This is a genomic window from Shewanella denitrificans OS217, from assembly GCF_000013765.1.
Taxonomy (GTDB): Bacteria; Pseudomonadota; Gammaproteobacteria; order Enterobacterales; family Shewanellaceae; genus Shewanella; species Shewanella denitrificans.
The window spans coordinates 3,138,669-3,160,998 of sequence record NC_007954.1 but is presented as its reverse complement, the minus strand read 5'-3'; the positions used below and the strand labels follow the sequence as shown (position 1 = coordinate 3,160,998).

At 47.9% G+C, this 22,330-nt stretch carries 8 protein-coding genes; 3 read left to right on the top strand and 5 right to left on the bottom strand.

The genetic code is table 11. From position 1 onward, the window contains the following. Positions 1–5 precede the first annotated feature (5 nt). From SDEN_RS13680 to SDEN_RS13665, 4 genes are read right to left on the bottom strand one after another with little or no spacing between them, the layout of a single operon-like run. The gene (locus tag SDEN_RS13680; RefSeq protein ID WP_011497059.1) at positions 6–5,945 is read right to left on the bottom strand and encodes a beta-ketoacyl synthase N-terminal-like domain-containing protein; all 5,940 of its coding nucleotides are present in this window, start codon (positions 5,943–5,945) and stop codon (positions 6–8) included. Next, positions 5,942–8,167, bottom strand: coding sequence for a PfaB family protein (locus SDEN_RS13675; protein ID WP_011497058.1), 2,226 nt, complete (start codon positions 8,165–8,167; stop codon positions 5,942–5,944). Before SDEN_RS13675 ends, SDEN_RS13680 begins: the two co-directional genes overlap by 4 nt. Then, positions 8,164–16,158 carry a type I polyketide synthase gene (locus tag SDEN_RS13670; protein WP_011497057.1) on the bottom strand — a complete coding sequence of 2,665 codons (7,995 nt, stop codon included), beginning with the start codon at positions 16,156–16,158 and terminating at the stop codon, positions 8,164–8,166. The genes SDEN_RS13675 and SDEN_RS13670 overlap by 4 nt, the downstream gene beginning before the upstream one ends. Beyond that, a complete protein-coding gene (locus SDEN_RS13665) occupies positions 16,139–17,149 on the bottom strand; it encodes a helix-turn-helix domain-containing protein (RefSeq protein WP_011497056.1) in 1,011 nt (336 codons plus the stop codon). Before SDEN_RS13665 ends, SDEN_RS13670 begins: the two co-directional genes overlap by 20 nt. Positions 17,150–17,441: 292 nt before the next feature. On the opposite strand from SDEN_RS13665, the gene SDEN_RS20955 reads away from it, so the two are divergent. The 3 genes from SDEN_RS20955 (at position 17,442) to SDEN_RS13650 (ending at position 20,564) form a co-directional block, all read left to right on the top strand. Further along, positions 17,442–18,578: a 4'-phosphopantetheinyl transferase family protein gene (locus SDEN_RS20955; protein WP_011497055.1), complete on the top strand. Its 1,137-nt coding sequence runs from the start codon at positions 17,442–17,444 to the stop codon at positions 18,576–18,578. A gap of 658 nt (positions 18,579–19,236) precedes the next feature. Next, a complete protein-coding gene (locus SDEN_RS13655) occupies positions 19,237–19,680 on the top strand; it encodes a hypothetical protein (RefSeq protein ID WP_011497054.1) in 444 nt (147 codons plus the stop codon). 356 nt (positions 19,681–20,036) lie between these two features. Beyond that, positions 20,037–20,564, top strand: coding sequence for a GNAT family N-acetyltransferase (locus SDEN_RS13650; protein WP_011497053.1), 528 nt, complete (start codon positions 20,037–20,039; stop codon positions 20,562–20,564). A gap of 161 nt (positions 20,565–20,725) precedes the next feature. Here the strand turns inward: SDEN_RS13650 and SDEN_RS13645 are convergent, their stop codons facing one another. Further along, on the bottom strand, positions 20,726–22,024 hold the full coding sequence (locus SDEN_RS13645; RefSeq protein WP_011497052.1) for a M23 family metallopeptidase: 1,299 nt from the start codon (positions 22,022–22,024) through the stop codon (positions 20,726–20,728). Positions 22,025–22,330 lie beyond the last annotated feature (306 nt).

Genomic DNA, 22,330 nt, shown 5'->3' with positions numbered 1-22,330 from the left:
GGGCCTTAAGCTTCTTCAATGCAGATGGCGATGTCTTTGACTTCATAAATACGCAGGCCATCTTTACTCAGATTGGCATCGCCTATGATGATGCGTTTGCCATCTTCATCTTTGACGGCGCTGATATGCACATCCAGCGACATTTGTTTGTTCAGTGGGTTAATTTGACCTCGGTATTTCCATTTTATGTCCGACAAAATTTGGCCAAATTTCGGATTAGTGAAACCTTTGCCTAAGTCTTTGCTGATGGCGTAAGTTTGCATTAACTCGATCACGGCTTCAACGCCTAATGAGCCAGGCATGACAGGATCTTGATGGAAATGGAATTGGAAGAACCAATCGCTAGGATCTATGGTGCGTGACGCCGCAAGGTAGCCCTTGCCATATTTGCCGCCGGTTTCAACAATCTCGGCCTTGTCGATAAAATTAAGCTGACCACCGGCTAAGCGGTAATGAGGCTGGTTTACTGGCGCATTAAACACCCTAGAAGTCTTATCCAGTAAATTCACACTTATATTAGCCGGGACATTATGTTCAACATGCCAAGGCTGAGTGACTCTGCCGTTATCTATGCCTAGCTGGTTTTTAAGCGCATCGCCTTTGAAGTAACCAAATACCGCACTGCCCGTATAGAAAGCCTCGCCATCGACACTGAGCTCAAAGGTGAAGCTTTGAATGATGTTGCTGCCGGCAATGACGGTAGATAGCAGCTTAGAATCATTGACTATGGTCTTGCCGCGCAAATCCACGTGGCGCAGTAATTTGCCGCCGCCATCTAAGTTACGGAAAAACAGCTCTTGCCCTGGGAAGCCGAGCGTCGTGCCCATGTAGCCTGAGATAAAACCATTAGGTTGTAATGAAATCTCCATTAATACCGAGTAAGGCATCACTGATTGATGGCTGTTATTCTTGAAGTACCAGGCATCTGCTGGCACTTCATATTCGGCGATACAAGAGGACGGCTTTTTAAGCTCGCCGCGTTTACCGTTAATTTCAACCACACGGGTGGTGAGCTGTAAATCACCACAAGGGGTGCGCGGGGGAATTAAGCCGCGGTAAATGCTAAAGTCTGGACCGAAACATTTTTCGATGTCGCCTGTGGCAAATTCAAACATGTGATAAGGGGTGAAAGGCACTGTATCGGGCACGCGGTTAGCGTATTTTGAATCTGCGGCTACAACTGGCGCTTCAACATGCTTAAGGGGGATAACCCCTTTATTCACCGGGGCGCTTAAATCAGGGATTTGCGCCATTAATGGTGCTTTATGAGTCTGACTTGTATCAGTAGATGTTAACCCCTGACTTGCTGCTGTAGATGTTAGCGATGCCTGCGTATAGCGGGTACATTCGCTTTCTTCTTTGATCATTACCCCAAGATGTTGGAAATCCACCACCGCCTTGCCGTTGAGCAAGATATCGATATTGGCTTTAGCGTAAGGGCGCGGGCTTAACCCAATTTCAGTGACCTCCATGCGGTAGGTCAGTTCGCCATGTTGCGGCAATACTTGCCCGCGGCAACGCACTTTCTGTGACGCATTTTCAAGGGGTTGGAAGCGGCCATTGCTCACCTTGGTATGCATGCCAAGGTGTAGCATAAAGAACTGCAATAATTGACCACAACCTTCGGCCATTAATGAGCCTGCCATTACTTGATCGCCCTTAAAGTGGCAAGGGAAATACCAGTGATCCGGTGCCAATTGCTTATGACCTTCGATTAAGCCCAAGCCCCAGGCGCCGCCACGGACATCAAGCTTGCTGACCCTTTCTATCATCAAGAATTTTTCAGAAGCAAAGCATAAGGATGGTTGCAGGCCGGTTTGCAGCTGGTGGCCCACGTGCTCACCGCCAAAGCAGCTGCCGATGTCACCATTAAGCAGATGATGAATTTGGCAGTAATCGAACTGAGTCTGGGCGCAGTGCAGCAGTGGCTCAAAACGAGGTTTGTTAGGGTTATTCATCGCGTCTTGGCGAGCCTTAATTTCAGCTTCTGTATGAATCACCCCTTTACCGTCGGCAAGCTCTTGGTCGGTAAAGAAGCCTGCGCAGCCGCCATCCATCTTAAGAATAAGCGTGTCGCCCACAAAGCACTCGTAGGAGAAGAAGAACAATAGCGTGTCACCATTACTGGCAAAGTTATTGATTTTTATGTCGTATCTTAAGGTGTCGCCGCCCCGAGGCAGGTCTCCAAGGAAGGTTAGCGTGCAATCGAGTAAACGATAAACCCGCTCGCCCTTGTTTTCAAAATCTATGCCTAAGTAGCTGATTAGCATTAAGTCACACTGGCCCGATTCCACCGCGACGGCCCAAGGGATTTGACCATCCACGAGATAGGGCGCATCCACAGGAATATCGTATTCCGTGGTCATAGAACAAGGCTTATATTGATTCATTACCGCATCAAGCTTAGTCACCCGTGACACTAACAAGTAGTCCGTGGTGGGCAGGCGCACCCGGCGAGAATAGCTGTCTATGATGGCATAATCTGGGCCAAAGACCTTGGCGATATCCCCCTCGGCGTATTCGACTAAGTCTGCATAGTTCCAAATGCAGGGCTTATCGGCTGGAATAGGCGCGGTATATGCGGGCACGCTTGAGTGATCAGGAGTTGAATGAACAGGAGTTGAATGTTCAGGAGCGGCCTGATTTAGTGATACTTGAGTAGACGTCGCTTGGGCAGTGGCAGTCACTTGAGTAGGTAGTGCACTCGCTAATACGTTAACCGCTTGGGGCGAACCATTAGCTTGCGCAAGCTGGTGTTTTAGCAGGCTGTCGGCGACCTTTAGCCCCGCGTCACGGCTTTTTAAAAACGCAAAATGCGCTTGCTGGGCTAACCACTGATTTTGTTGGAATGGGCTTAAGTGTGCTGGGGGCAAACTCGTGGCACTGAGTTTAGGCGTGGCACTTTGCATAGTCGTGGCACTTTGACTAGCGGAGGCTGTCGAAGCCGATTTTAGATTAGGCATAATAGTCTGGGTAGTCTCTGTTGAAGTCGGCAATAAGCTGTGCGTCTGCACTGTTGGCTGAGTCATTGGCAGTATCTTAGGCGCAGGTGACCGCTCTGTTCGAAGAACTTTTGGCAAGATCATGGCACATTTGGCTTTAATGCTCTCTATGGCAGCAATTGGCGTATCAAGAATGTGCTGATAAATATCTCGCCCGCCAAGGCTCACTTGCTTGATCAGGCTTAGCTTACTGCCAGTGGTTATGGTATCTGATAGCTGCTGTGTCAGTGGTGTGGTTAAGCGCTGACTCAAAGATTGTTGCTGTGTTTGAGACAGGCTGACATCAAGGTTTGAACACTGATTTTCACTTATGCTCACCACATTGGCATGAGCGCTTTGCGTGCCCGTGTCATTACTAGTATTGAGCTGACCGTTAAGATGAATAAGACTATGAAGCAAGCTTGCCATGCCAGAGGCGGCGAAACTGTGTCCCATTAAATCTTGTGCCTGGCTTACAACATTCCTGCCAACGGCTAGCTTATTGACCAATGTTTGTGCCAAGGGATCGAACTGACTCTCGGGTGAGAGATTGATTTCAATCAAGGCATTGGGGTGAGTTAACACTCGACCGCTTACTTGTGCGATTAATGTTTCTGCCTTGTCTGTCGATGCAAATTGCAGACTGTTAATGCTGGCGTAGCTGCTAGCAGACGCGTCGGCCTGCAAGACTATGGCACCGGCGCCTTCACCCACGGTCCAAGGGCGGGCACTGATATCGCTCATCTGAATGCCAGATGCCGCTAAACTAGCATTTTTAAGTAAGATGTTTTCAATGCTGCCGGATAAATCCACCGCGGCTATGATCACCGCATCCAAGGGCTCTTGGATTGAGCCTAAGGCAAACAGGTTTTGCGCCACATCGATACAGCGGTTTACCGATTGCTCGCCCGCAGAAATAGTAAACGCTGGGCCATTAAAGTCCCACAGTGATGAAATCCGCGATGCCATGATATTGCCAATAAAGCTAGTGTACTGATTTAGCTTGGCGGCATCTAACACACTGTCCATGGCGATAGTTTCAAGGGCTTGGTATTCATCATCTGTTAGCGCAACACCTTGGGCTTTAAGGCTTTGGGCAATTTGGCTATGCAGATTAACGCGGCCCCTGAACTGATGCAGCTCAAGCTCAGTTTCCATGGCCACTAATACCGCAACCTTGCTGCCGGGTTTCAGTTTGGCATCATTAATGGCTTCATCGGCCACTTTCATCAGTAACAGTTGTTGCGAGATTAATCTGTCATCTTCATTTGGCGGCACTTTGAAACGCAGGAAATCAAAATCAAAGGCATCGATATAGCCGCCTTCAGGTACTGCAAGGAGTCCATGCTGGGCCAAAATCTCTGGATGACGCTCAAGCCCTTTCCAGCGCTTGGCAGGCAGAGTCGTCATTAAGGACTCTTGTTGAGTTATCTTTTGCGCCAGAACATTAATGCTGCTGGCTTTGCCAAAGTGCGCCGCGATACCCGTTATATGAAGCTCAGTGTTGGCAGCATCTAGGGTTGACTGACCTTGCAAGGTGTTCGTCGGCGACTTGGCGGCATCATTATCATAAGATTCAATCAATAAATGGGCGTTACAGCCACCAAAACCAAACACAGACACCCCAGCATGACGGGCTTTATTGCCCGCTTTGTCAGGCCAAGGCAAGACTTCATTGGGCAAGGTTTGCTGACCAAACAATTGATTAGGTGAGGCGATTGGGCTGCTGATATTGATACTGGGGGGCAACACGCCTTGGCGCATGGCGAAAATCATCTTCATGATCCCGGGCATGCCTGCGGCGGTAAGCAAATGACCCAAGTTGGATTTAGCCGAGCCAATTAATGGGGTGGCGCTGCCACTGAGTTTATCTTCAAAGAAGCGCTCCATGGAGGTGAGCTCGACCTTGTCGCCCAACGGCGTGCCGGTGGCGTGGCATTCAATCACTTCAATGCTGGCAGGTGCAATGTCAGCTTCACGGTAGGCGCGCTCAAAGGAAAGCACTTGGCCTTTACTGTTGGGGCTTAACACGAACTGACCTTTACCGTCGTTCGATAAGCCAATGCCGCTAACGAGGGCATAAATATGGTCGCCATCGCGCTCGGCATCCTCAAGGCGTTTAAGCACCAAGACTCCAGCACCTTCACCGGCGAATAAGCCTTTGCTGTTGCTATCAAAAGGCGCTGAAATACCGTGATCTGGGTAGGCGTGGAAAATCGAGAAGCCCATGTTGATAAAGAAAGGATCGGCCCCAGATACGGCGCCCGCCAGCATGATATCGGCCTTGCCTGTGTGCAAGTAATCACAGGCGAGTTTTAGGGCGTAGACTGAACTTGCGCAGGCGGCATCTAAACTTAATTGCGCTGCGCCTAACCCGAGCGCGTCGGCAACAAGCTTTGAGGCATTGTGAGCGATTCTGCCATTGCGGTAATTGATTGAGCGGGTCTGTCCAAGCGGCTGCTCGTTGCTAAAACCTTGTAACACAAAGTTTGGTTGCCCAAGTTTCAGCTGCAGGGCTTTTTCAACCACGTCATGGTAAAGCGGCACAAACAGCTCATTGGATTTAGCCGTTGGGAATGACAGGGTGCCCATCACAATACCTGTGCGGGATAAGCGGCTGTCGCTTAAGCCAATGCCTGCATCGGTTAAGGCATTACGGGCGGTATCGGTTGCCCATAAAAAGCTGTCATCCAAACCTTCAAATGCACTGGCGGGGATCTGGTAGCCATTAGCATTAAATGTAAAGTCTTGAATATAGCCGCCTCTATCGCAATAAAAGCGGTCTGACTCACCTTGAACACCTGTGTAATCTTGGGGGTTGGCATTGAGCTTTTGCTGGCTTATTTGGCTGCGAGAATCTTTTTTATCCAACAGATTTTGCCAAAACTTTGCTGGCGTATCGGCATCTGGGTACTGATTCGCAAGGCCTACGATGGCAATTTTTGGTAATTTATGAGAACTCAATGAGGTTCTCCTTCTGAAATTAAGTGAGCTGCAGCTTGTTGTAAATCTGCATCGAGGCCAAGGCTTAAACACTCAATGGCCTGTTCAATGCTGTCCACAAAGGGCGCGAATGACATAGACACCCGATGGCTTAATAACTGGGCTAAACATTTCAATAAACTGATACTTTCATCCGCGCCTTTGGCATTGATGGCAATGGCATGGGCGGGACTGGGGTGGTTATTTATGTCTTGCAGCGGCGCTTGAGATGCCAGTATTTTATCAATCAAGGTGCTGGTTTGTCTGTCGGCGCCAATTTCCACAAATAATCTGCTGCCGTGATGACAAGCCTTGGCAATTAACTGGGTGAAGTCCAATTGATGGCAAAAAGTGTCGGCAATGGATTGGGCGATGGCATCGCTGTTTAAGGGGATTGGCTTATCCTGCGTTGCCGTTAAGAATGTTATCGAGGTGGGCAGTTTATCCATCAAGGTTTGATGATAAAACTGCTTCACTTGCTCAATAATTTGCATCGCTGGCGGCGTGTGCATCGCGGTCACTTTATTGGACGCCATGCCGCGCTTGCCCGCCTGTTTAAGCATGGCTTTACAGCTTGCCTCGCAACCTGCTATCACGCAGGTATCGCCCTGAATAATCGCGATATAGGCCCGAGGGAAATCCTTAAGGTGTGGGGTTAATTCCTCTGGGGTAGCCCGGGTCACGAAGCTGTTCCACACAATTTCATCAGCTTGCCCGTCAGTGTGAGTTAACTGCCAATCTTTTCTAACACAATTAAGCGCGCCGGAAATATCTTGGGTAAAAATAGTGCTAGATTGGGTGGCTTCTATCAAGCTGTGAGGCTGTTGCCAGACGTTCAAGCTGGCCCACATGGACGCTTCACCCATGGAGTAACCTAAGGCAAGTTTGGGCTTGATGTTAAATTCTTTGTCCAGCAACTTGGTCAATAGATAACTCGCGCCAACGCCGGCAATGGCAAGTTGTGACAGGCTCATGCCTGCAACGCCTATGGGACTTGTGTCATTGCTGTTTGCGGCGCTTTTCTGATCAGCTGAGGCATAAATATGCTGATTTTGTAACATGGCTTGTAAATCGCCTTGTTTTTCAAGCTCGGCATAAAGCGCAGGGAAGCTATGACCTAAATGCTTAAACATGTCGGCGTATACCGTGCCGACACCTGGGTAGACAAAGCTTAAGCCTGCCTCACCTGAGGGCTGATTGGTGAAGCAGCTACCCGCTGGGGTCTTGTAACTAATCGGGGCCTTAGGTTCGCTGGCCTTAATGAATTGCTCCATGGCATTCACTTCAGCCTTAAGCGCATCAAAACTTGTGGCCATCACAACGGCTGTTAATGGATATATAGCTGAGTTTGCTTGATATTTACTTAGCGCTTGCTTGATGAAGTTAAGCAAGGCTAATGGGGTGTCTAACCCAGTGAGATGTTGTGATAAGTCGATTAACCCTTGTTGCAAATCATCCATCGAGGTTGCCCCAAGAGGCAGCCACAATCTGTGTTGATTGAGCAAAGGTTTAGCCGCAATCACCGCAGTGCCTTGGGTTAAAATGATGGCTTGATGTGAGTCATCACTCGCTTTACTCGAAGCCTTGCGAGTACTAATACTCGTGCCAGCACTTGTGTTAGTAAAGCTGTTACTAAAAGCGGCGACGCGGCTTTGATGAAAATCGCAAAACCAATACCCGCCACTATCCAATGATTGCCGTTGGGCGATAGCTGTCACTAAGGCTTTTAACCCTTGCAGCTTGTCGTTAGAACATGCACTGCTGACTTGCTGCACTTTAGGTGCAAGGTGGGTGCGTTTTGCGTGAACTAAGGCTTGGGTAATGGCGTCATGACTGTTTGCCGCTATCCCAACGCCATTGATATAAGCGTGGGGATGCAGGGCATTTTTTGCCGCCGTGAGTGCTGGCATTAACCATAGGGTATCAGCCAGATTGACGATGACATTGCTGGTATTCGTGCTTAAGTCCGTGGTGCTAAGGATCTGCGCCGCAGTCGCTAGCGCTTGCTCAAAGGCCAGCGGGTGACTGTTGTCCACTGTCACTAATTGAATATCAGCGCCAAGTAAACTTGGCTCTGTGAGCAGCACTGCAATGCGAAGCGGCAAGGTTTGCCGTGCTTTAACCGCATCGACCAATTGCGATACGCTTAGGGGCTTAACCACAGCTAGCATGCCGTCAGTTGCAACATGAGGGGTTAAGTTCATGCTGGTTCTCGCTTATTGCGCGGCGCACTAAAGGCATCGTTCAAGCTCTTACTGATAGTGGTTTTAGCATTTTTCATGGCGCAGCTTAAGCGACCATCTTGATGATAAAGCGCAATGTCAGCAGTGAGCGAGCGACTTGAGCTTTTGACTACCGTCAATACTAAGTAACCTTGATCGCCAGAGGCGAACGGCGCATAAGTTGTCAGCTCGCCAATGCTTGAGGGCAGGCTGGCGGCATCAAATTTTATCCGCGCCCACACTAGCATGGCCTGCAGCAATAAATCTTCAGCAAACGCCTGGCTGCCACCAAGGACTAACTTAGGGGCAAAACCGGCGCAATCCAGCGGATTAATCTGCGGTAATTCAACTTTGCACACTAGCTGCTCGTCATCGGCGATCAGCACTTGCTTAATGCCTTGTAGGCGAGGGCCATGGAACAAGCTGCCGTTGGAGTAAAGTTCGCTGCCAGTGCTAATCACTTTACCTGCGTTCGCTAATTGCTGTGCATCGATAGCGGCCGTTGGCAGCGTCGTTGAAGCATTATCTAGCTGTTTGTTAACAACTTTATCGTTAACCAGCTTTTCATTAACAATAAGGCTCGCTTGATATTGCGGCCTTAACACACTGTCTACCGGATCGCTTTGCAGTCGGCTAGAAATTAACGCACTTAAGCCCGTCTCAGTTTGCGTCAGTGTTAGACGCAGGACTTGTGGCTCGTTGGTGTCGAATATGATGCCTTTAAGCAATTTATACTCTTGCACACTCGCAAGCTGTCCGCACAATAGCTGCGCGGTTTCGCGCATCCATTGAATCGCGCACACGGTGGGCAGTACTGGATTCCCCGCAATGCAATGATCTTCAATGAAGGGCATGGCAGCGGGGCTTAGTACTCGTTCGACCGTGTGGCTGTTATTGGCAGCAGAAAAACAAAGTGTCAGCGAACTCATTGCAGCAGGCAAAGAGTTCGCATTAAGCTTTTTTACAGAAGCACTCGCTTGTGACGCATCAGCTTGTGATGAAGTGTCAGTCCCTTGAATGCCAGAGCCTTGCATGCTCGATCCAATCAGCATTTGCACGCCAGATTCAGATAACAGCTTGTGAGCAAACAGGTTTGCGCCTTTATCTAACGGAATAACGTACACGCCGCGCTCAACAAACATCTTCTTCAACGCCGAGCTGACCATACCGCCGTCCCAAGGGCCCCAGTTAAAGCTCATCACTTTTGCTTGCGGATAGTTAGCCGCAAGTTGTAGTGCCGTTTTGTTGAGGATCTCATTAGACATTGAGTAGTCACTTTGGCCTGTGTTGCCGTAGAAACCTGCCGCAGATGAGAACATGGCCACCAGCTTTAGCTTGCTTGCATCTATGGCGTTAATAATGCCGGCAAAGCCTGACACTTTAGTGCCATACACACGGCCTAACTCAGCTAAGGTTTTGTCTTGAATATGTTTATCGGCTAATACGCCCGCACCATGAATGATGCCGGTAATCGTCTTAAGCCCTTTAAGCGTTTGCTTAATGGCTGCATCTGAGCTCACATCCATGCTGATATATTCAGCACTGGCGCCCACCTCTTTAAATGCATTAAGCGCGCGATCTATCTCTAAACTGCTGGTAATAGGCCAAACTAAGGCATCAATCTGCTTAGGCGTTGGCTTGTCACCTTGGGATTGAATATACCCAATGGCAGCAGCTTTTAACTCATTGGCTTGCTTGCCTTGAGCCCAGCTTGGCAAGTTTGCCCCTAAGTGCTCACTGCGACCGGCTAAGAAAAAGTGTGATTTGGTTTGTTTGGCTAAGGTTAGGGCACACTCGAAGGTGACACCTTTTGCGCCGCCAGTGACTAACACATTGTCTTCATTAGTTAATGTCGTGGCTTTAAAGCGGGTTGTCGCAGTATCTATGGCGCTAAGGGTATAACGCCCTTGGCTGCTAATGCCCACTTCAGTGATGCTGGTATCAATATCAAATAGTTCAGCAACAATTGCCTGTGCTAATTCAACCGCTTCAAAACTTGGGGCGATATCTAAGGCACGGCAGAACACGTTTGGCCATTCATGGCCGAGTGTTTTGCTTAATCCAGATAATGCCGCTTGGTTAAGTTCTGCCTTGGCTAAGGCGTTTACATCTAAGTAGCCGAAACCACCGTCGATGCGGCTTACCGTCATAAAGCTAACGCGCTCAGTTTTTGAAAGGCTTTCAAAGCTTTGTTGTAAATGCTTCGCCATTAAGAAGGCTTGTTCAACGGCGTTAAAGCCTGCATCACTCAAGGCGAGGCCAGTTTGTTTTGCTGTATCAAATTGCGGCTGAAGGTGTACAAAAGCGGCAATCTTGTGTTTAGCACTAATTTGCGCAACGACGTTAGCTATTGCGTCATCGCTGACGTCAGTTAAAGAGTAACTGGCAATGGCACTGCTCAGTGGAGATTGCTTGCTGGTAACGGATTTTGGGCTATGGATTATTGCGACGGTTAAGCCAGTTGCCACTAATTTTTCTGCTAATACACCGGCATTATGGCCATCATCATTGATGACGATACAGGCGTCTTTAGAAAAACAGTCAACTAATTTATCCGCCGCTGGTAGCTTTTTTAGGGCGACTTCCTGGTGCGGAGGTAAATCGTTCGCAAGTTCAGCTACCGTACTTGCAGTGTTCACAGGATCGGTGACAACACTAGAGCCCTCAGCGGGTAGACGTGAGCCCATGTACGAAACGATTTCACCTAAGGTACGGCACTCAGCTAAGTCTTCAGGGTTAAGTTCTGGTAAGCCTGGAAGCTCATCTTGTACTGTGCCGAGAATTTCAACACGCTTGATTGAGTCGATGCCTAAATCGGCTTCCATGTCCATGCTTAACTCAAGCATTTCAGTTGGGTAACCGGTTTTGTCGGCAACCACGGACATCATGGTGCTTAATACCTTTTCAGTGCTCAGGCCATTACTAACAACTGGTGCGACAGCTGCTTGTGCTGGCAGTGGAGAGTTCATGGCGGCTGCGGCTGGCAGATTGGAGCCCTCAGCGGGTAGGCGTGAGCCTTCGGCGAGTAGACGAGAGCCCATGTAGGCCACGATTTCACCAAGGGTGCGACACTCAGCCAAATCCTCAGGGTTAAGTTCAGGTAAGCCTGGAAGCTCATCTTGCACCGTACCTAGAATTTCTACCCGCTTGATAGAATCGATACCTAAATCTGCTTCCATATCCATGCTTAACTCAAGCATTTCAGTGGGGTAGCCGGTTTTGTCGGCAACCACGGCCATCATGGTGCTCTGTACTTTCTCTGAGCTCAGGGCTGTTTGCGCGCTCAAGGCTGTTTCAGCACTCAGTCCATTGCTAACAACTGGTGCGACAGCTGGTAATGTAGAGCCCTCAGCGGGTAGACGTGAGCCTTCGGCGAGTAGTGAGCCTTCAGCGGGTAATTTGCTGTTCATATAGGCAACGATTTCACCTAATGTACGACACTCGGCTAAATCTTCTGGGTTAAGTTCAGGTAAACCTGGAAGCTCATCTTGCACCGTACCTAAAATTTCTACCCGCTTGATAGAATCGATACCTAAATCAGCTTCCATATCCATGCCAAGCTCTAGCATTTCAGTTGGGTAGCCAGTTTTGTCGGCAACCACAGCCATCATGGTGCTTAATACCTTTTCAGCGCTCAGTCCATTGCTAACAACTGGTGCGACAGTTGCTTGTGCAGTTTGTAGAGAGTTCATGGCGCCAGCGGCTGGCAGCTTGCTGCCCATATAAGCCACGATTTCACCAAGGGTGCGACACTCGGCTAAATCTTCTGGGCTAAGTTCAGGTAAGCCTGGAAGCTCATCTTGTACTGTGCCTAAAATCTCAACCCGCTTGATAGAGTCGATACCTAAATCGGCTTCCATATCCATGCCAAGCTCTAGCATTTCAGTAGGGTAACCGGTTTTTTCTGCCACCACTTCTAGCATGGTCTGAAGGACCTTTTGCGCGCTCAAGGCTGTTTGCCCGCTTAAGCCTGAAGCTTGAACGGGGGCAGATTGAACAGAGGTGGCAACCGAGGCACTTTGCGCAGGCAACTTGCTGTTCATGTAGTCAACGATTTCACCAAGGGTGCGACACTCAGCCAAATCCTCAGGACTTAATTCAGGTAAGCCTGGAAGCTCATCTTGTACCGTGCCTAGAATTTCAACCCGCTTGATGGAATCGATACCCAGGTCTGCTTCCATATCCATGCCAAGTTCTAGCATTTCCGTTGGGTAACCGGTTTTTTCTGCCACCACTGCTAACATGGTGTTTAGCACCTTTTGCGCGCTTAAGCCCGAACTCACAACCGCTTGAGCAGCTGAAGCAACAGGCGCCGCAGCAACTGGAGCGGGGGCTTTAACTGGCGTCACTTGAGGCGCTGGAGCTGACATAGCAACGACAGCTTGTGGAGCCGGCGCTGCGCGATTTTGCACAATAGCTTGAGCGACAGGTGTTTGAGTCCCAAGATGTTGAACTGGCTGTTGAACGCGAGCTTGAGTGCCAACTGGCGCTTGTTGAATCTGGGCTTTTTGAACAGGCACTGGCGCTTGACCGGCTAGCATGGCCAACACTTGTTGGTTCGATTGCGCTTGCTGCTCGAGGAACAAGGTATGGCTTTGCAGGGTTTGCGCTTGGTGCTGGTGGAATTGCGCCATAGATTGCTGCAAGCTATCTGGAATAGCAACGCCTGAGGCTGCCATTTGAGTTTGTGCAGCCATTAAGGTGGCAAAGGTATCGCCGTATTGCTGGGGGATGGCTAAAAACTGCTGATGCAGTTGAGCCGTTTGTTCCTGGGCGGCAAAAAACGCCCCTATGCTGTCATGGCTGACTGGCGAAGCACTCGTTGGCGTAGAGCGGACCTGTGCAGGGGCATGGTTTGCTTGAGCACTTGTTTGAACATTTGCATTTGCACTGCCTGCTTGTGGCACTTCAATATATTCAGTTTTAATCACTTCTTTTTCCACGATCTTCTCAACAATAGTTTCAACAGCAGTTTCAACAATTTTCTCGACAGGCACTTCAACTTTCACTTCCTTCAGGGCAACTTGACCCGTTTCCAGTGACTTTTGCATTTTGGCTTTGGTCGCTGGGCTGATGAAGTTGCTTGCCGTTAGCTTGACGTTCATGGGTGATGACTTGGCAAGTTCGGCTATCGGTGCTTGATACGGGTCAACCTCAGTGAGGCTTAAACCGAGTACCGCAAGTTGAGTCGCGGCTTGGCGCAACTGAGTGTCGCTATTGCCCTTAGGATTTGGATTAAGGCTTATCACGCTGACAGCATCGCTTTGGTTGCCTAAGGTGCCTTCTACCAATTTTTGCAGAATATTTTTCGGGCCAAACTCAACAAACACCCGGGCTCCAGCATCGTACATAGACTGTAATTGATCGCTAAAACGCACAGATTGCAGCATATGCTCGCTAAAGGCGGCTTGGATGGCCTTAGGATCTTTAGGGTGCAACTTACCTGTGCCGTTAGCGTATAAATTAAGCTTAGGTTTGGCGAACTTGACCTTGTTGATTGCGTTAGCAAAAGGCTGCTGAGCATGGGCCACAAGCGGGGTGTGGAATGCGCCAGAGACAGGCAAGGCAATGGCTTTAAAGCCTAAGGCTTGAATGGCTTTTGCTGCATCCGCGCTTGCTGCCGTTGGGCCTGCAATCACTAACTGAGCCGGTGAATTGTAATTAGCCACTTTCACGCCATCAAAGGCTGCGATGCATTTTTCAAGCTGCGCCGTGCCATTTTCTGCGGTTGCGGGAATAATCACCGCATACATGGCGCCTGCATCTTGATCTTTTGGCGTTGCCGCCATGGCTTGACCACGGGCAAAGGCAAGTTGGTAGTAATCATCTTGGTTAATCACGCCTGCAGCGCATAATGCCGACAATTCACCAAAACTGTGGCCTGCGACCATGTCAGGCTTAAAGCCTGCTTGGGTTAATAGCTGATATTGCCCCATGCTCACTGCACCTATGGCGCTTTGAGCATTGGCAGTATTGGTGAGCAGCGCCTGCTGGGCCGCTAGCACATCGGCTTCAAATGCCGGAATAGGGAATAACACCTGGGATAACGGCATTTGTTTGTTTTTGGCAAACACCTTGTCGGCCAACATCAATTGCTGGCGCATCTCAGGGTAATAACAGGCAAGATCGACGCCCATATTTAAATACTGTGAGCCTTGACCGGCAAATAGCGCGGCGACTTTGGCATTGCTGTCTTTAGCCACTAACGCGCTAGCGCGGAAACTGGTACCAGAAGGCAATTGCCAATGATCCGCCGAGTTTGAACTTAGCTGAGCAATCGCTTGAGTCAGTTGAGTGGTAAGTTCTGTTAATGAACTGACCACAATACCGATACGAGCGGCTTTGCTGTCAATGTCAGTCACAGCGAAGCGCTTGGCTAATTTTGCTAACTCAATCTCAATCCCATTCGGGCACTTGGTATCTAAACCATTGAGTTCATTTAACAGCTGAGTCAGCTCAGCCTGTAACCCTGCCTTGTTGGCGGCGCTTATCAATAAACTTTGCGCCACGGCGCGATGACGGTACTTGGCATCGCGGCCATGGTCTAGCTTGTATTCTTCTAACACCACATGGAAGTTAGTGCCGCCAAAACCGAATGAGCTAATGCCTGCACGGCGCGGCGTATCATCGGTGCGTGGCAACCAAGGGCGGGTTTCAGTGTTGAGATAAAACGGTGAATCTTCAACCCCAAGTTTTGGATTTGGCTTACTTACGTTGATGGTTGGCGGTAATACCTTGTGGTGCAGCGCCAGCGCCGCTTTTATCAATCCTGCGGTGCCCGCGGTTGATTTAGTGTGGCCTACTTGGGATTTAACCGAGCCTAAAGCTATGTGCTGCTTAGTGCCGTTGCCTTCTGAAAACACTGACTTTAAACCGTTAAATTCGGCCACATCACCGGCGGCAGTGCCTGTACCGTGAGCTTCAATTAAGCCTATGGTGTGCGGCTCAAAACCTGCGTCATCGTAGGCGCGCTTTAATGCTTTGGCTTGGCCTTCAGGGCGCGGGGCATAAATGCTCTTAAATTTACCGTCCGATGAGGCGCCAACCCCTTTAATGACGGCATAAATACGGTCGCCATCGCGCTCAGCATCTTCAAGGCGCTTCAATGCGACCATGCCGATACCTTCGCCAATCATCATGCCTTTTGAATCGATATCAAAGGGTTGGATGGTTTCGTTAGTGGTAAAGGCTGGGGTTTTTGAAAAACTCATGTACATGGACGGTGAGTTATCGGTACACACGCCGCCGGTTATCATCATGTCGCTGCGACATTCTGTAAGTTCGGTGAGTGCCATACGCAGCGCCGCAAGGGAGCCTGCACAAGCGGCGTCGACGACACAGTTCATGCCGCCTAAATCGAAACGGTTGGCGATACGGCCTGCTATCACGTTACCCAAAGATCCCGGGAATGAGTTTTCTTCCCAATGAACATACTGATCTTGGAACTTTTTGATCAGCATTTCAGTGTCTTCATCGCTTAATCCGCTGCTTTTAAATACCTTCTTAAGTACAGGGTATTGCAGACGGCCACTTAAACTGTGGTTAAGTTTTTGACCGCCACCGACGCCCAAGGTAATGCCTATGCGGTCTGTGTCGTAATCGGCGCCAACGCCTGCATCGGCTAATACTTCTTTGGCCACGATAAGCGATAACAATTGTGATGAATCGGTCAGCTCTAGGATATTAGGCGGCAGGCCAAACTCCATCGGGTTAAAGTCGACTTCGGGTAAGAAACCGCCGCGTTTGCAATAGCTTTTATCCGGCGCCGATTTGTCAGCATCATAATAGTCTTCTACGCGCCAATGAGTGTCAGGCACTTCGGTAATGGCATCGATTTTTTCGCTTATCAAGTCCCAAAACTTATTTAAATAGCGAGAGTTAGCAAAAATGCTCGCCATGCCGACTATGGCAACGGGCATGTCCTTCAAACGCTTATTTAAACGCTTGTCGGTATTATTCTTGGATTGGCTCATGGGAGTCTCCGTTGGGTAACTGGGTGTCAGTTACCTGATGTAGGTGAGTGGCCGATTTGTGCGGCGACGCAGGGTTGGCGGCCATGCTAGCGCCGGGAAAGCGCGCTAAAAAGCTGTGATAATTTTTTACCAGTAACTTACGTAAGTGGAACGGGCCATGCTTTAACACATGGGCCATGTATCTATTGGTCGCCTGGGTATGGCTGTCTTTATAGACGTCTAAATAAACCCAGTCGGTCTTGAAATCGACCCCAAGCAGCACAGAGTAATTCTGCTGCTCAGTGAGCTTTGGGGGAATACTTAAGGACACCACTTGCACTACGTTGTCAGGATCTGGGCTTGGCAGCGACAAGGTTTCGGCCAAGGTTTTGGGATCTAAGGTGTAGGTTTGAACGTCCGTGCCTTGAATAACAGGCAGCTGGTTGAAGAATTTTTCTGGCACATAGGGGCTGTCGAATTCATCGAGTTTTGATACCCCAAAGCGCTTTAAACAGCGGGCAAGGCCGGAGCGGGACACATTGGGGTTAATGAATTCTTGAGTGACTTGAAGCAACCTGTCTAAGGGCATTTTCAATTGATAGCGCAGCCCCAGCATCACGTATTCTTCCATGGGGGAGAGGGTGGTGTTGAGTTTGTGGGGCGTGTTAGGGCTATTATCGATTGAGTCGCGTTTACGCCATTTGCGCACTGTGGCTTCGCTAATATTTAGAATTTTTGCCAGTTCCGCGACGCTCATGGGAGATGATTGAATAAAAGCGCGCATTTCGGGGGTGGTGGTGGCATTGGAATGACGTTTTTGACTGGCAGATGGCTTTTTATGAGTAAGGGGTTTGAGCTTTGCCTTGGCACTGGCTTTGGCACTGGCTTTAGCCTTAATGCTTGTTTGCACTTCGCTCGTCTGCTTAGTGCTCGTCTGCTTAGTGCTGGCTCGATTACCCCTGGTTTGAACGGCGTCATTGGCCTTGGTGCTGGTGGATGCGCTTGAGGTCATCTTAATCTTGGCTATCCATATAATCTAGTGGGACTCTTATTCTAGTCAGGCTCAGATGAGATCAAATAATCTATTGTTAATCTAGCGTTTTGGCCCTAAAAAGCTGTCATGCTAAAAAACAACCATGGCAGATTACCTGAGGTTTCACTCCGATACAATCATGCGGAACTAAAAATCAGTCTAAGTCGTTAAATATAATTTCAAGACAGGGTATTTCGCCGCTGTTATCATGGGCAGGTGAGCCAATTTAATCGCGATACCAAGAGATTAATTTCAATACCAAGAGCCCCCTATGCCCAATGAGCTTTCTTCCAACGCGCTTTCCTCTTGTGGAGCCCAAGCCCGTGAGCTGCTAGCAAACGAACCACTCGTTAGCGAGGTGCATCTATACCTGTTGCCGTTAGCCGCCATAAATTCATCTCAACGCGCGCTGTTACTCAAGTGCCTCAGTGACGATGAGCAAGCCAAAGTTGGCCGTTATCAGCCAAAAAGTCGCAATAATGCCTTAATTGTCAGGGCAGGTTTACGCCATGTGCTGTCTTTGCATAGGCAGTCTTTGCATGGGACGCTTTCACATGAGACGTGTTTACCCGAGCAGTGGCAATTTGATTACGGCAAGCAGGGCAAGCCTGAATTAACGGCGGCGCAGTACGCCCAAACGGGAATAAACTTTAACTTAAGTCACTCTGGCGAGTGGTTATTGATTGGAGTGCTGCAAGCGCCGACTCATGGCAAGCGGTACGCTTTGGGCGTAGATATCGAGCGCCGCCGCGACAGCACTAACATCCACACTATCCTTAAGCGCTACTTTGCAGAGGCTGAAATCAGTGACTTATTGGCCTTAGATGCATCCAAGCAGCGGGATCGTTTCTTCGACTTATGGGCACTGAAGGAATCCTATATCAAGGCCTGCGGTAAAGGTCTTGCCATGGTACTGGCAAGTTTCAGCTTCGATATTAACGCCGCGCGCCATCTCCAAAACAGTGACAGCACTGACAGCACTGACAGCACTTCTAGCACTTCTAGTACTTCTAGTATTAACAGCAGCAGCAACAACAGCAGCCAAGGGCCAAAGATCCACAGCCTAAGCTTGGATGGCTTGTTTGGCTTCAATAGTGCTGAAAGTGGCGTTGTGAGTGTTAACTCTCCAGAACCAGTCACACCAGAACCAGTCTCAGCTGACATCGACTATTCGCCAGCGCAACAAGCGGTGATGACACGGATAAATCGAGCCGAGTCACTGAATTGGCTGTCCGTACCTTTGCAGCTGGGCTTAAATGCAGGTTCTGGTTTAGAACTGGAACTAAAACAAGAGCTAGAGCAGGCAGGTTGTAGTGAGAAAGCTGACACGGCTGCAGACAATAGCTGGCACAGTTACCTTGCTCAACTCGATGAGCAATACCGCATCGGCGTGAGTGTTGGTTTGTGAGATTTAATGCTTAAACCAGAAGATTATCAAAGGGAGTTTGTTTAATTTCGCTATACAGGCTTGCCATGGCGCATTTGTCTCGAGAAAGTCTACGACACGCAGCGTTTTGATTTAACCCAGATTCGTCCATGGCTCTTGATTTCAACTAAAGTAGAACATCCTTTCTGATGTGAAAGGACTCACAAATGCTGCGATGGTTAATATCAATATTTAGATTAATGAGTAAGTGAACGAAAACAGAGTTTTGGCACTATTCACTGGTTGATTGAAATGGTCATACAGTCTCACTCAGGTGTTCACTCTACGACACGCGTGAATACTTCCCTGTAGCTCGCTTCGACGTCCTACTTTTTTACAAGAGTAGACGGTCGTCTCGCAAATCACCTAAGCTCAACTCGTTAGTTTCAGTGTTAGCTGTGTGCTTAAAATCTTAAAGACTAAATCCAAAAAAATTTAACAATGGGTGTCATTATAATTAAAATGTCTTCCTTAAACGCCTAGCGTATTGGCCTTCACGCAGTGAAATCCTAAAACCTTGCTTGAGCGTATGCCAAAAGTGCTTTATGTTATTGTTTTACAATGGCTGGCCTGATTTTTGCTACTTAACGTGAAAACCGCACAGCGGCAAAATTGATCGCCGTGCTCAAATGAGAATTATATGCTCGAGTTTATGCGTTGTTATTATCTTTATATCTTTTATTGGTGCATTGAGAATGACCGAAAATCAGATAGACAGCCGTTCCGCCCAGGGGGCATTATATTCTTGGGGATGGTCATCATCCCCTTCCAGCTAATGGCACTCTTATGTGTGCTGCAATACTTAGACATTCCCTTGCTGGATTGGGCTATGGCCTTACAGAAGCTGCAGCTAGTAGAAACCTTTAAAGGGCCAGTCACAGGAGCTGTGGTACTTTTTTGGGGGGCAGGGATCTATCTCGCTTATTTGATCTGCTATCGCAATGTGGATTATGCCGCCATCCCTGCAAAGCTGCAGCGTTATCGGTTCTTTTCCCAGTATTCGGCTCTCAAGCTCTTTTCGTTGATCATGTTGAATGTTTTTGTATTTCTTTTCTGCTTGTGGTGGTTGACGAAAGATCAATAAAAGGGATAAAAGTAAATGAGGACAGCCACAATAAAGAGCATGATTTGCTCCCTCTACTAAACCAAAAAGTTGTCGATGTTAGAACATCCTGTTCAACTCATTATTGGTCATGCCCTTGTAGAGCCCAAATCAGTGGGGAAAACAGTTGTTGTTTCTTAATGAAATCCATCCCTTTAGCTAATCGGCTTCCTAAACGCCTAGCGTATTGGCCTTCTCGCAGTGAAATCCCAAAACCTTGCTTGAGCGTATGCCAAAAGTAAATTATGTTATTGTTTTACAATGGCTAGTCAGGTTTTATTAACGGATTATCTGGGGATCCCCTAGTGCGAAAGGTTTGATAAAAATAAGGAAGTTTTGTGAAGATATCAAGTAACACAATAAATCTGCGTCTCTTAGATAAATCAGATTGGGAATTGTTTAAAGTTTTAAATACTTGCCCAAAAATTATGGAGCATGTATTCGAACCATTTTCTATCGAAGAAACTAAGAAAAGATTTGAAGAGCGTACCCAGCCTTGGGATGGCGAGGTAGGCCAGTGGCTGTGTTTAGCCATTGACGAAATTAATACAGGTGAAAAGTTGGGAAGCATAGGTTTAAAAATCACTAATGATAAAGCAAGGATAGCTGAAGTAGGCTACTTACTTAGAATTGAAGCCCATGGAAAAGGAGTGGCCTCAGAGGCATTAAAGCTCCTTAAGAACTACGCATTTACGACGCTTAACTTAAATAAACTCGTTGCTACCTGTTCAACAAAGAATATAGGTTCATACAAAGTGCTAGAAAAAGCCGGCTTTTCACGAGAAGGTTGTTTAAAACAAAACTCAATCATTAATAACAAATATAAAGATGATTATGTTTATGGCTTGTGTGCGCCGCAAGAATAGAGCCATAAAAGAAATTTGAACACTACCGTGGACGCTTCCGGTGAGCCAAGGCAATAGTCTGCTCACGGCAGGCTTTTGGCCTGAGTGAAAACCGTAAAAACAGCATAATCTGGGATCTAACATAATATAAACCCCTCAAAGGAGGGGTTTATTCTTATCTATTAGATACTGCCAGCATTATACAGTGGCGTCCAAGCGCACAGAGTACGATTATTATTTAAATCAAACAGATTGAAACGATTGCAGTTATTGTCATAGTTATAACTACCAATGTTTATTCTGTATTGACCGAAATTCACGCCTTGCAACGACATATGACGTCCATCCTTTAACAAAGAGAAATGCAAATGGGGCCCTGTTGAGCTTCCCCCTTCACACAAGGCTGTATTTCTATTATTGGCATAGATACCCATCACGGTATTTGGATTTACATATTGGCCATTGCGCACTGTAATTTGGTCCATATGATAATAGTTGGTCGCCCAACCGTTAGTATTTGTCACCCGCACTTGGCAGCGAGACAACACATTAACGGTTCCACCATGAGCTGCAGTGACAGAATAAGTCGAACTACCCCATTGCGGCCAATCGTAGGATACATCGATAGATGATAGCGGGTAGCCAGACCCAGTATGGGAATGAGCACCATTAGCTTGCCATGAATATCCCTGACGCCAAGGCATTTGCAGCATGTTACTCGGCGGTAAACTATTTATAGTGACATTTGCCATAGGTGTCACGTTTTGCATCGACTGGGTCGAATCGAGGGCAACTCCATTCTTAGGTGCAGGACTCATTAAAAGCTCGCTGTCACTGTTGCCAAATAACAATCTAAACTGCTCTAAAAATTGATCTAACCCCAAAACCTCGTCGCTTGCCATGGCAGCTTGATTTTTTTGCTCTAACGGGTTACTGCTTAACAGATCCAATAAAGCGAAACTCGATGCATTAATCGCTTCAGTACTTTGCTGGCGTTGACCTTTTAATTGGAGCTCTTCATAGGCATAAAAACGTTGCGAAAGTTGAGATAATACATCTTGTAGCTGCTCTTCAAAACCTTGCTTACCCGATAGCGCTCCCAAAGGCCGATTGAGCGCTGCGGCTGTAGGGAATGAAATTAATTGAGATTGCATTTCCATCAGCGTCAGCACAACTTTGGGGTTAATACTGTAATATCCGGCCCAATGGGAAATAGTCTCTTTTTTATCAGTTAAGTCAGGGGCATTGACATAAATGAAGTCAGTTAAATCAAACTGAGATGCATCCGTGCCATATAAAAACATCCGATTATTAAATGGTAGCAATATGCTGGATTGAGCCATCAAATTAATTTCTGAGGGTTCAATATGATACTGATTAACAGGCACATCAGATGCCATTGTAGGTAGTATCATGACTACTGACATGCTTAACGTGCGGCCTATCCATAATGCAGTGCAACGTATTTTAGAAATATTCATACTTATCAACGTCCTTTAGTAAGTTACTCAAATAAATATTGTTTTTTCAAATGTCCGTTCAATTTAGACGTGATTAAAGCTCACACTCTAAGAACCTTAAAGAAGGTAAGTGACAATAATAATTTATGCAAGCTAGCGAGAAATGAGAAATCTGGCCCCCCAGCGTTAACTGAGTTGCCTAGCCTCTTCTACTAATTCTTCCCGAACTCACGGGCTACCATGTCCCTCCATCTTGTATGGAATGTTTTTTTACAATTAATATCAGCAAGTTGTATGGTATTTTAATTGACGAGCAGGGGGCTTATC